This window comes from Pseudomonas tumuqii (genome assembly GCF_013184545.1).
Taxonomy (GTDB): domain Bacteria; phylum Pseudomonadota; class Gammaproteobacteria; order Pseudomonadales; family Pseudomonadaceae; genus Aquipseudomonas; species Aquipseudomonas tumuqii.
Genome location: NZ_JAAOJA010000001.1, coordinates 845,812 through 857,424, shown reverse-complemented (window position 1 = coordinate 857,424; position 11,613 = coordinate 845,812). Strand labels below are relative to the sequence as shown.

Genomic DNA, 11,613 nt, shown 5'->3' with positions numbered 1-11,613 from the left:
ACCGTCACCGCCGAGGCCGACCGCGGTTACAGCGTCGACACCAGCGCCGCAGCCAGCATCAGCCTCGACGCCATCGCCGGCGATGACATCCTCAATGCTGCCGAAGCCGCAGCGGACGTCGCCGTCAGCGGCAGCGTCGGCGGCGATGCCCAAGAAGGCGACACCGTCACCCTGACCATCGGCAGCGAGACCTACAGCGGCGCAGTGCTGGCCGGCAACACCTTCAGCATCAACGTGCCGGGCAGCGTTCTGGCCGCCAACAGCAGCGTCAACGCCAGCGTCACCGCCACCGACAGCAACGGCAACACCGTCACCGCCGAGGCCGACCGCGGTTACAGCGTCGACCTCAACATCGCCCCCACCGGCACCGACGGCGTTATCGCCCTTGATGAAGACAGCGTTCACCACTTCAGCGCGGATGACTTCGGCTTCACCGATGTCAACCTCGGCGATACTCTTCAGGCTGTGCGTATCGACAGCCTGCCGACAGCCGGTTCACTGCAGTTCAACGGCACTGCGGTGAGCGCCGGCCAAGTCATTGCCCTGACCGACCTTAACAACCTGACGTTCACGCCTGCGCACGACGCCAGTGGTGACAGCTACACCGCACTGACCTTCTCGGTCAGCGATCAGGCCGGTCAGTTCGCGCTCGCGCCGAGCACCCTCACCTTCGATGTGACGCCTGTAGCCGATGCCCCTATCGTCACTATCGAACTGGGCGCAGCCAACATCAGTACTACAACTATCAACACCGCCAACGTCACGGCCAGCGGGCAGGGCTTCACCGTCAGCGCCTTTATGCTCGACGGCACTCCAGGGGTGATTTCCATCAACGGCAGCCCCGTTGGCTTTGGGGTCGTGGGGGATGCTTCCGGTGCCAACAACGAACTGGGTCAATCTGACGGCCAGTCCGAACGCATCGTCGTGGACTTCGATGCTCCGGTTGCAAGCGCGACCGTTAGCTTTGCCTGGCTGCACACTGGCGAAAGGGCGACCTATGACCTGTTCGACAGCGCCGGCAACCCCATCGGCAGCGGCACAATCGCCGGGCTGACCGATGCCGTCGACCCGGCCATCACGCTGACCAGTAGCACCGGTGCGGCGATCAGCCGTATCGAGTTCAGCGCTCCGGGCGGTGGCGATAACGACTACCTGATCAACTCGATCGAGTTTGTCTCCAGCATCGACTACCCGTTGACCATCACGGCCACGCCGACGGACATCGATTACTCCGAGTCGATTGCCAGCATCACGGTCGCGGTCCCTGCTGGTGCCAGCCTGTCCGCCGGTACAGCTAACGGTGACGGCACCTGGACGCTGCCCCTGACCAGTGCGGGTGGCTATTCCGTGGTGGTCGATCCGAGCACTAAGGCGGTGACCATCACCGGTCTGAGCATGACCATCCAAGGCAACCCGGTTGGCGATCTGAGCGTGACCGTGACGGCTACGGCTCAAGACGGTGCGGACAGCGCATCGACCGCCACCACCATCACCCTCGGCGATACGGGCGCCCCCGAAGCCGGCGATGTATCCGTCGTCGCCAATGAGGATTCCGGCCCTGTTGCCATCATCCTGAATGCGACCGATACCGCCAGCAGCATTGCCAACTTCACCATCACCAGCCTGCCGGCGAACGGCACACTCAGCTACAACGGCCAGGAGGTGCTGATTGGTCAGGCCATTCCGGCTATCGGCAATCAGGCCAGTCTGAGCTTCACACCGAACGCCAACTGGAATGGCAGTACCGACTTCCAGTACCTCACGAGCGATGTCGCCGGCAACGTGGACCTGACACCAGCTACCGTCTCCATCCTGATCAACGCCGTAAACGATGCGCCGGTCAATCAATTGCCGGCTAGCTACACCACCGATGAAGACACCACGCTCAAGCTGAGTGGACTCTCGGTGAGCGATGTGGACGCCACCACGGGCCTCATCTCGGTAACCCTGGCGGTTGCCAGCGGCACACTGAGCGCGGCCAGTGCCAACGGCGTCGATGTGGCCGGTTCGGGTACTGGCAGCATCGTGCTGAGCGGTACGCTCGATGACATCAACGCCTACCTGGCTGCACCAGCCAGCCAGCCGAGCTACCTGCCAGTGGCGGACGCCAGCGGCTCAGTCACCCTGACCATGACCAGCAGCGATGGCGGCAATACCGGAGCTGGTGGCGTGCTGACCGATAGCGATTCGATCAACATCACCATCAACCCGGTAGCCGATGCGGTACCGGGCAGCGATGTATCCGTGGTGATTGGTGCCCCGATGACCAACACGATCAACTTCGGCAGCAACATCTCCGGGCTGGATGGCCAGTCCAGCTACACCTTCCCGAGCGGCATCACCCTTTCCACGGGAGACTCCGGCAAGGTATTCGACTGGTCGACGGGCAGCCTGCTGTCAGTTCAGACCTCAGGTGTCAATGGCGACAATCGAATCGAAGGCTCGGACACAATCGAGCTGACCTTCCCCTCCGGCATGCAGTACCTGGCGCTGAAGCTGAAGAACGCGGGCGATGACACGGTGCTGATCCGCAGCGACCTGGAAGTTGGCGACCTGACCAGCGGAACGCTTTCCGGGACCATAACCTCGTCGTCGGGGCTTACTGTCTCGTCGTCGAATCTCAAGGTCGACCTGGTGCTGGAAGTGCTCAACGGCGGCACCACCAGTATCGTTACCCAGGCCGCCACGGTGAACCCGGGAGGCATCTGGTCGGTTTCCTACAGCGGCGTGATCGGGACCATTACCCAGGCAACCGTGGTGTCAACCATCGACGGCGACCTGTTCAATCAGGGCGGCAACACCTCGGCGAACGTGAGCTACTCCATCAGTTCCGACATGCAGAGCCTGTCGATCGCTCAGGACACTGCCAATACCTTCTCCGCCAGTCAAACCAACAACGGCTTCCAGATCGAATACATCGCGGTGGACGCCAGCCCAACCGGCCTGACCAGCTACAGCTACCCGGTGGACATCTATGCCGCAATTCAGGATACGGTTGGAACGCCCGAGTCTTTCACCAGCCTGGCGCTCAGTGATCTTCCTGCAGGTTCGACCATCAGCGTGGTGCATGCTGATGGTAGCTACGAGGAAATCGCTCCCAACACCCAGGGTGAGTACGACCTGAGCGCTTACACCTCCTTGCTGAGCACCGAGACGACCCTATCGGGCACCGACAAGCTCTATCTAGTCACCGTCTCGGAACTGCCCAGCGGTTTCGCCCCGACCCTGACACTTGAGGTCAGTGACGGGGCGAGCGTCGCCAAGACGATTATCGGCGGGTCCGGCAACTCGACCTTCACCGGCGGCGCCGGCAACGACTACATCGGCGGCGGCGCGGGCAATGACAGCCTCGATGGCGGTGCGGGTAACGACACCCTGGACGGTGGCACCGGCAACGACATCCTCATCGGCGGAGCTGGCGACGACATTTTGCTCGGCGGAACTGGCGCCGATACCTTTACCTGGAACGCTGGTGACACCGGTCACGACAAGATAGCCGACTTCAACATTGACGAAGGCGATCGCATCGACCTCAGCGACCTGCTGCAAGGCGAAACCGACGGTACTATCGACAACTTCCTGCAACTGGTCACCAGCGCAGGCGGCACCTCGAGCCTGCTGATCAGCACCGAGGGACACTTGAACGATGTCGGCGGCACGCCGGCTGCCAATGCCGACACGTCCATCGAACTCACCGGAGTGAATCTATCCAGCAGCAGTATCAACTCGCTGATCGCCGGAGCAGACCCAGTCATCAAAATCGATCACGCCTGACGGGCAAAACCCCGCTAACATCGGTTAGCGGGGTTTTCGTTCAAGGGAAGCCGTTGATGCTAAGGAGTGATCGATGCTGTATGTGAAACGCGATACCTGGGGCAATCTGCAACAGGTTCAGGCATCACCGTTCGAGGGCATGGATGGTGAGCTTGCCGCCGATGATCAGGAAGCGCTGGCCTGGTTTGCCAATCAGACGGTAGAAAGCAGCCTGCTGCAGCTCAAGCAGAGCGACCTGGACATGATCCGGGTGCTGGAAGACTTGATCACCGTGTTGATCCAGAAAGGGGTTGTGCGCATCACCGACTTGCCCGAAGCGGCGCAAACCAAACTGGTCGGTCGCAGCAAGGCACGGGATGCCCTTGGCGGGTTGAATCGGCTGATCAATGACGACGAGTCCGGGTTGATCTGAGCGTCTCCCGGTTTACCGCCTGTATTCCTGAAGGATGGGGCGAATCCTTTCGCGGACAGGTCCGCGCCCACGGGGTGGCAGTCCCGTAGCCCGGATGAAATCCGGGAATATTTGTTGGTATATCCATCGCTCCCCGGATTACGCTGGAGCTAATCCAGGCTGCTGTCTTGCGAGCGATCCCTGACGGGAATCGCCTCAAGCCCAGGGACCCGGTTCGCCAAACAAGCGGCCCTGTACGCCCTCGATACCCATGTCACGCAAGGCCTGCCACTCGCCATCGGTTTCGACCCGCTCGGCAATCAGTGGCAGATCGATGCTGTTGGCAGCCCGCTGCATGGCCTCGATGAACAGGCGTTTGTCGTTCTCGGCGTCGATGGCGCGGATATAGCTGCCATCCACCTTGAGGTAGCTGAGGCCGAGCTTGGCCAGGTTGCCGATCATGCTGAAGCGTCCGCCGAAGTGCTGCAACCCCAGGCCGAAGCCGAGGCTGCGCAGGCGCACGGTCAACGCCTCCAGGGCCGCGGCATCGGGCAACTGATCTTCGTCCAGCTCCAGGGTCAGACGCGCGCCCAGGTGCGCATGCTGACGCAGCCGTTCATAGAGGTGCTGCAGTGCCTGCGGATCGCGGATGGTGCTGCCGGAGAGACTCAGCGCGACACTGCTGCTGTTGCTCTGCAGCTGCGCCAATACCCAGTCGAGCATGGCCAGGTCGAGACGGGTGGCCCAACCGAAACGCTCCAGCCAGGGCAGGAAGCGCCCCGCCGGTACCGGGTTGTCCTGCTCATCGAGCAGGCGCGCCAGCACCTTGAGGTGCAATACCCGCGCCGGATCAGCCGCACTCACCACCGGCTGCACATACAGCTGGAAACGCCCCTGATTGAGCGCCTGATCCAGCAGAGCATGCCAGCTCTGCCGCTCATCGGCGGCAGGCCGCTGGGCGTCGTGCTCGCTGCAGGCCCAGCTCTGCAGGCTCTGGCTGCTGGCCTGAGCCAACGCCGCATCCAGCGCGGCATAAATAGCCGCGAGCTGATCGCCCGGGGCGAAGGCCGTCATGCCGATATGCGCGACCGGCAAGCAATCGCTGGCGCCGGTCTGCTGCAGGCTGGCCAGGGCGCCGTCCAGACTCTCTGCCAACTGCTCTGCCTCACTGCGATCGAGGCCGGCGGCCAACACGGCAAACTCGCCGCCCCGGTTGCGCGCCAACAGGTAGCGACCCTGGCTGAGTTGCTGCAACTGCACGGCGATGGCCTTGAGCAACTGGTCGGTACGCTGGCCGCCCAGGCGCTGGTTGAGGCCGGCCAGGTCGTTGACCCGCAGCAGCAGCACGAAACCGCTACCGGCGTGCTCATCGACACCCACGCGCGCCTGCAGCTGCAGATCGAAGTAGCGCCGGTTGGCCAGCCCGGTGAGGCTGTCCTGATAGGCCTCGGCACGCAGTTTCTCGCTGCGCGCGGCCTCCTCGGCGAATAGCGCCTTGAGCTTCTCGACCATCTGGTTCATGGCATTGACCACCCGCCGGAACTCGGGGGTCTTGGGCAGTTCGGGCACGCTGAGAAATTCACGCCGGGCGATGGCGTTGGACTGCTCGACCATATAATCCAGCGGCCGCAACTGGCGCTTGAGCAGCAGTACGCCCAAACCGATGCAGAACAGCCCACTGAGTGCCAACCAGAGCAGCACACCGAGGGCGCTTTGCCAGAGTTTGCCGACAGCGAACAGCGGATGGCTGACCACTTGCACCCGCGCCGCCTGACGCCAGCCGTCGCTGACGATGGCATCGCCGCTGGCGGGTGCCAGATCCACCAGGTTGGCGAACCATTGCGGCGCTTCCCCGCTGACCGGCACCCCACTGCGCTCGACTATCACTTGCCCATTCGCCGGGTCGAGCACCCTGATGCTCTCGAAGTAGCCACTGTCGAAAATCGAGCTGACCATCAGTTCGATCATCGCCACATCCTTGACATGCGGGCTCAGCGATAGCCCCAGCGCGGTCGCCGCATCCTGGGCGTGGGCACGCAACTGGTTGACCTGCTGCTCCCGCGAACTCTCCACGCTGACCAGAAAACTGCCGGTGAAACTCACCAGCATCAGCACGCAGATGGCGATAAACAACTGCTTGAACAGTGACATCAGTGACCCCCACTAAGCGCGCTCAAGGGAAACCCTCGGCGCGCATTTTTTTCAACAGATCCTGCCAGCGCGACAGCCGCTTGCTGTCCCCGACTTGCTTGCCACCGCCAGCACCGGACAGCCACAGCCCCTCGGCGTTGAAGGCATAGACCGGCACCAGGTCGCTACGCTGACTGGCAGGCTCGATGGCGTCGATCAGGTTATCCAGCACCAGCGGCATGGCCTGGGGGTGCTGGTAATAGGTAAGCACCATGTGCGCCTGATTCAGCCGCACCGCCTTGACGTAGGTGATGCGCAGCTTCTCACTCGGCACACCCAGCTGGCGCAGGCTGAAGTACTTGGCGAGGGCATAATCCTCGCAATCGGCGGCACCGCGAAACAGCGCCTCGACGGGCGTGGCCCAGTAATCGTTGACCTTCCATATCTGGATATCGTCGCGAAAGCGCAGGCGCAGGTTGAAGAAGCGGTTGACCGCTTGCAACTGCTCCATTTCGCTGACGCCGGCTTGCTCCTGCAGCAGCCTCTGCCAATCATCGATGCGGCCGCGGCCCTGACCAAGCGGCCCGTACAGCTGCTCGGCGCGCTTGCTGATCAGGTTGAAATCCCAATTGGCCTGCAACGCACCGCAGGCCAGCAACACGGCCACCAGCCCGGCCGCCACCCATGGCCAGCGACGATACGCGCGCACAACTTCGATACGACCGGTCTGCAAACTGAGGATTCCACACATCAGGCCCGCGCCATGTTGCGGGCGACGCAGGCAAAACACAATTGCCAACTGCCATCATTCAGGGAATGCGTAGAAGAGGGGTGCACCGATCCCTCCGCCGGCGCAGCTGATGCGCGCAACAAAACGGTCAGGTCGAGGATATGAAGATGGACGAAGCGCCAGGACTGGCGCCGTCAAGGGCTACCGAAACAGCGATGCGATAGTCGAGGTCAGAGGCAGGGGAATATCGAAGGCCATCGCGAGGGCGTCTCCAGGTGTTCGTAGCGCAGGCGAGGTCAGCTGAACCGGCCCCCTGCCCGCAGAACGCACGCTACGGCTCGACCGGTAGCATGCGCTGCGGCAGTTCAACTGGTTGCTAGTTGCGCTGATTTTCCCAACCACGGCGATCACCGCTGCGCGAGCCCTGGTCACGCTGTTGCTGGTTCGACGAGCGCTGTTGCTGCCTATGCTGATTGTTCTGCCTGCCGTCCCAGCCCTGGCGCGATTGCGCTATGCGGTGGTCTTGGCCGCGCTGATCACGACGCCCCTCATGACGCTGATCGCGGCGCCCGTCATGGCGCTGCTCTACGCGATGGTCGTTGTTGTAATAACGCGGCTGCGGTGCAGGCAGGTAGCGGCGCTGGTCATGCCGACGATCATCGTAACGGCGCTGCTGGTAACGGGAGTCACCGTAGTAATGCCGCGGGGTGACATACACCGGGTAGCGCTGCACCCGATAGTGGCTGTCCGAATAATAGTGGCGGTCATAGCCAGAGTAACGGTGACCGTCGCCATACACCGCACAACCGGTTAGGAACAGCCCCAGCAGGGCAACAAGCATGGCTTTATGGAGCATGGAGACCTCCGTGAGCACGATAAGAGGAAGGCCAGCGACTGCTGGCCTTCCGGGTACTCTCTTGGAAAATTGGACAACTGGCCTGGGCAGAAAGTGCCAGATTAGCAGCGGCCTTTCTTGGCCTGCCCTGGCGGGCAATGTGACGGGCCGCCGCTGTCACCGATATCGATGCCAATCCCCGGCAAGCGCAGGCTGCAGGCCTGCAAGCTGACGGCCATGAATGCGACGAGCAACAAGCTCAAGCAGGTTCTCATTAGCAGCGCCCCTGCATACGCAGGCCCGGCGGACAGAAACCTCCACCATGGCCACCTTCATAGCCACCGACATGTACCCGCAGCGGCTCGCCAATGCGAGCATGCACGCCAGGAGCACTGACGCTGCAACCGCCAAGCAGCAGCACTAAAACCATCACAGTTAAAATACGCATTTGCACTACTCCCCGGATATGCCGCAGGCCTCAGGCACTGCGGTTGCTGTTGCTGCATTGAATTGCGGTAATTACCAAATCTGACCCTGAATGCAGCCAGACGTTCCCGCCCCGCAATACAGCACGCCACGGAAATCTCGCACCATTCCAGCGCACAGCAGTGCAGCATCGATGAAGAGTTGGCCGGCGCACCCCGCATGCCAGAGCGGCGGGCACAACTGGCACGATGTTCGCTTAGTCTCAGGTGTGCAGGAATTCCCCGTAGCGCATTCGGTGCTACGGGATCGCGGCACCACAATTTGCAATAGCCGACTAGGGTTCCGGCTCGTTCGATGCGAAAAGCATGAACGAGTGACTGGTCCGAGAGTTGGCGACCTCCTTCGAGGTTACACGGCGGGATAAAAGCCCGGGAGAACGCGCCCCAGTAATGGGGAAACCGCCGCGCACTCCTGCCCGCCCTTTCTCGAACTGGAGGTTCCTTATGCGTACGCCCCGTCTGTTCTCCGTTCTCGCCGCCGGCCTTGCCGCCGTCATCAGCCTCACTAGTCACGCCGCGCCTAAAACCGACTTCAGCGTCTGCTGGACCATCTATGCCGGCTGGATGCCCTGGGAATACGGTGCCGCCGAAGGCATCGTCGACAAGTGGGCGAAAAAGTACGACATCAATATCGATGTGGTGCAGATCAACGACTACGTCGAGTCGATCAACCAGTACAGCGCCGGCCAGTTCGATGGCTGCAGCATGACCAATATGGACGCCCTGACCATCCCGGCAGCCGGCGGCATCGACTCCACCGCACTGATCATCGGCGACTTCTCCAACGGCAACGACGGCATCGTGCTCAAGGGCGAGAAGAAGACCCTGGGCGACCTCAAGGGTCAGCCGGTCAATCTGGTCGAGCTGTCCGTCTCCCACTACCTGCTGGCTCGCGGCCTGGATAAAGCAGGCCTCAGCGAGAAGGACCTGAGCGTGGTCAACACCTCGGATGCCGATCTGGTGGCGGCCTTCGCTACCGACGACGTCAAGGCCGTGGTCACCTGGAACCCGCTGCTGGCCGAGATCGAAGCCACGCCAGATGTGACCAAGGTGTTCGACTCCAGCCAGATCCCCGGCGAAATCATCGACCTGATGGTGGTCAACAGCGCCACCCTGAAAGACAACCCGGCCTTCGGTAAAGCCCTGACCGGCGCCTGGTACGAAATCATGGCGACCATGAGCGCCGACACGGCTGCCGGCAAAGCGGCCCGCGAACACATGGCCAAGGCCTCCGGCACCGATCTGGCCGGTTACGAAGCGCAACTGGCGGTGACCAAGATGTTCTATTCGGCCAAGGATGCCGTGGCCTTCGCCAACAGCCCCAAGCTGCCGGCGACCATGAGCAAGGTGGCAAGCTTCTCCTTCAGCCACGGCCTGCTCGGCGAGGGCGCGCAAAGTGCCGACGCCATCGGCATGAGCTTCGCCCGCGAAGTGGTTACCGGCGACAAGGGCAACCTCAAACTGCGCTTCGACCCTTCGTTTATGCAGATGGCCGCCGACGGAAAACTGTAACCGGATGCCTTCGCGTAAACGGCCCCTCGTAGGGTGGATGACGCTTCACCCATCCACCACGCGGCCTCATGGTGGATGAAAAAAGCGTCATCCACCCTACGCACTACAACGCGGACACGCGAGAAATTGCCATGCGCCTGATCAACCGCCACCCGAATCGCCCCAACCGGTTATTCCTGGTGCTACTGCCATTCGCCCTGCTGCTGTTCGCCTACTTCATGGGGTCGGCGCAGCGCCTGGCGGACAACCCCAACGACAAGCTGCTGCCCAGCGCCACGCAGATGGTCGCGGCGGTCGATCGCCTGGCCTTCAGCGAGGACAAGCGCAGCGGCAAGTACCTGTTCTGGCAGGACACCAGCGCCAGCCTCAAACGCCTCGGCATGGGCCTGGGCATCGCTGCCGTGGTCGGGCTGTGCCTGGGCATCGCCGCCGGCAGCCTGCCGCTGTTCGGTGCGCCGCTGTCGCCGCTGCTCACGGTGCTGTCGATGGTGCCGCCCCTGGCGATCCTGCCGATCCTGTTCATCAGCTTCGGCCTCGGCGAACTGTCCAAGGTGATGCTGATCGTCATCGGCATCACCCCGGTGCTGGCCCGCGATCTGGAACAGCGCGCCCGCGAGATTCCACCGGAGCTGCTGATCAAGGCGCAGACCCTGGGGGCCAGCACCTGGACCCTGATCCTGCGCGTGGTTCTGCCGCACATCATGCCGCGCCTGCTGATTGCCCTGCGCCTGGTGCTCGGCTCGGCCTGGCTGTTTCTGATTGCCGCCGAAGCCATCGCCAGCACCGACGGCCTCGGTTACCGGATCTTCCTGGTGCGCCGCTATATGGCGATGGACGTGATCCTGCCCTACGTGGCCTGGATCACCCTGCTCGCCTGGCTGATGGACCTGAGCCTGCGCCAGCTCGCCCGGCTGTGCTTCCCCTGGTATGAAGGAGCCAAGGCATGAGCGATAAAACAAGCAGCGCCTTCATTCAGGTCAACAACGTCTGGCAGGAGTACGGCGATCAGGTGGTGCTGGAACGCCTGAATCTGAACATCAGCGAGGGAGAATTCTGCACGCTTGTAGGAGCCTCCGGCTGCGGCAAGTCGACCTTTCTGCGCCTGCTGCTGGGTCAGGAGCGTGCCAGCCGTGGCGAGATCCTGCTGGCCGGCGAACCACTCGCCGCCGAACCGGATAGCAGCCGCGGCGTGGTGTTCCAGCGTTACTCGGTGTTCCCGCATTTGAGCGTGCTGGACAACGTCGCCATCGGCCTGGAGTTGCCACGTTCGCCCCTGCTCGGTCGACTGTTCGGCCGTGCCAAACGCGAGGCCCGCGACCAGGCCGCGCAGATGCTGAGCAAGGTCGGCCTCGGCCACGCCCTGGACAAATACCCGACCCAGCTTTCCGGCGGCATGCAGCAGCGCCTGGCCATCGCCCAGGCGCTGATCATGCAGCCGCGGGTGTTGCTCCTCGACGAGCCGTTCGGCGCCCTCGACCCGGGCATTCGCAAGGACATGCATGGCCTGCTGCTGGACCTCTGGCGCGAAACCCGGCTGACCGTATTCATGGTCACCCACGACCTGAGCGAGGGTTTCAGCCTCGGCACCCGCCTGCTGGTGTTCGACAAGGTCCGCGTCGATCCGCACGCGCCGAACGCCTTCGGCGCGCGCATCACCTACGACATCCCACTGAACAGCGACCGCCGCGCCACCCGCGCGGCAGTCGAGGCGTTGCCGCCGCACATCACCGGCAACCTGCAACCTGCTGTGTAAGGA

At 62.7% G+C, this 11,613-nt stretch carries 10 protein-coding genes and 1 riboswitch; of the genes, 5 read left to right on the top strand and 5 right to left on the bottom strand.

The annotated features are described in order from the left end of the window. Together G9C89_RS03890 and G9C89_RS03885 are read left to right on the top strand one after the other, a co-directional pair. Nucleotides 1-3,774: beta strand repeat-containing protein (locus G9C89_RS03890; RefSeq protein ID WP_172144701.1), on the top strand; the 3,774-nt coding region annotated here is incomplete at its 5' end. A gap of 73 nt (nt 3,775-3,847) precedes the next feature. Then, complete coding sequence (locus G9C89_RS03885) at nt 3,848-4,186, top strand: tryptophan synthase subunit beta (protein ID WP_172144698.1); 339 nt, start codon at nt 3,848-3,850, stop codon at nt 4,184-4,186. A gap of 195 nt (nt 4,187-4,381) precedes the next feature. On the opposite strand, the gene lapD is transcribed toward G9C89_RS03885, so the two are convergent. From lapD to G9C89_RS03860, 5 genes are all read right to left on the bottom strand, one after another. Continuing rightward, entirely contained in the window at nt 4,382-6,316 is a 1,935-nt protein-coding gene (lapD, locus tag G9C89_RS03880; protein ID WP_172144694.1) for a cyclic di-GMP receptor LapD, read from the bottom strand. A 22-nt stretch (nt 6,317-6,338) separates the two neighbouring features. Then, complete coding sequence (gene lapG, locus G9C89_RS03875) at nt 6,339-7,046, bottom strand: cysteine protease LapG (RefSeq protein ID WP_172144691.1); 708 nt, start codon at nt 7,044-7,046, stop codon at nt 6,339-6,341. A gap of 355 nt (nt 7,047-7,401) precedes the next feature. Beyond that, complete coding sequence (locus tag G9C89_RS03870) at nt 7,402-7,881, bottom strand: hypothetical protein (RefSeq protein ID WP_172144688.1); 480 nt, start codon at nt 7,879-7,881, stop codon at nt 7,402-7,404. A 101-nt stretch (nt 7,882-7,982) separates the two neighbouring features. After that, a complete protein-coding gene (locus tag G9C89_RS03865) occupies nt 7,983-8,099 on the bottom strand; it encodes a hypothetical protein (RefSeq protein WP_390623759.1) in 117 nt (38 codons plus the stop codon). A gap of 35 nt (nt 8,100-8,134) precedes the next feature. Beyond that, nucleotides 8,135-8,308 (bottom strand): hypothetical protein, encoded by a 174-nt coding sequence (locus tag G9C89_RS03860; protein WP_172144685.1) that lies wholly within the window; start codon nt 8,306-8,308, stop codon nt 8,135-8,137. Nucleotides 8,309-8,609: 301 nt separating this feature from the next. Then, a riboswitch (guanidine-I (ykkC/yxkD leader) is annotated at nt 8,610-8,723 on the top strand. A 66-nt stretch (nt 8,724-8,789) separates the two neighbouring features. On the opposite strand from G9C89_RS03860, the gene G9C89_RS03855 reads away from it, so the two are divergent. The 3 genes from G9C89_RS03855 to G9C89_RS03845 all read left to right on the top strand — a co-directional run bounded on the left by G9C89_RS03855 (nt 8,790) and on the right by G9C89_RS03845 (nt 11,610). Then, the gene (locus G9C89_RS03855) at nt 8,790-9,857 is read left to right on the top strand and encodes a putative urea ABC transporter substrate-binding protein (RefSeq protein WP_172144682.1); all 1,068 of its coding nucleotides are present in this window, start codon (nt 8,790-8,792) and stop codon (nt 9,855-9,857) included. Between the two features lie 131 nt (nt 9,858-9,988). Then, on the top strand, nt 9,989-10,804 hold the full coding sequence (locus tag G9C89_RS03850) for an ABC transporter permease (protein WP_172144679.1): 816 nt from the start codon (nt 9,989-9,991) through the stop codon (nt 10,802-10,804). Beyond that, nucleotides 10,801-11,610: an ABC transporter ATP-binding protein gene (locus G9C89_RS03845; RefSeq protein WP_172144676.1), complete on the top strand. Its 810-nt coding sequence runs from the start codon at nt 10,801-10,803 to the stop codon at nt 11,608-11,610. Before G9C89_RS03850 ends, G9C89_RS03845 begins: the two co-directional genes overlap by 4 nt. The last annotated feature ends 3 nt before the right edge of the window (nt 11,611-11,613 follow it).

What these genes read in the sequence shown, in the direction of transcription:
- G9C89_RS03885 (WP_172144698.1), top strand. Translation starts at nt 3,848, where the DNA reads ATGCTGTATGTGAAACGCGATACCTGGGGCAATCTGCAACAGGTTCAG.
- lapD (WP_172144694.1), bottom strand. Translation starts at nt 6,316, where the DNA reads ATGTCACTGTTCAAGCAGTTGTTTATCGCCATCTGCGTGCTGATGCTG.
- lapG (WP_172144691.1), bottom strand. Translation starts at nt 7,046, where the DNA reads ATGTGTGGAATCCTCAGTTTGCAGACCGGTCGTATCGAAGTTGTGCGC.
- G9C89_RS03870 (WP_172144688.1), bottom strand. Translation starts at nt 7,881, where the DNA reads ATGCTCCATAAAGCCATGCTTGTTGCCCTGCTGGGGCTGTTCCTAACC.
- G9C89_RS03865 (WP_390623759.1), bottom strand. Translation starts at nt 8,099, where the DNA reads ATGGCCGTCAGCTTGCAGGCCTGCAGCCTGCGCTTGCCGGGGATTGGC.
- G9C89_RS03860 (WP_172144685.1), bottom strand. Translation starts at nt 8,308, where the DNA reads ATGCGTATTTTAACTGTGATGGTTTTAGTGCTGCTGCTTGGCGGTTGC.
- G9C89_RS03855 (WP_172144682.1), top strand. Translation starts at nt 8,790, where the DNA reads ATGCGTACGCCCCGTCTGTTCTCCGTTCTCGCCGCCGGCCTTGCCGCC.
- G9C89_RS03850 (WP_172144679.1), top strand. Translation starts at nt 9,989, where the DNA reads ATGCGCCTGATCAACCGCCACCCGAATCGCCCCAACCGGTTATTCCTG.
- G9C89_RS03845 (WP_172144676.1), top strand. Translation starts at nt 10,801, where the DNA reads ATGAGCGATAAAACAAGCAGCGCCTTCATTCAGGTCAACAACGTCTGG.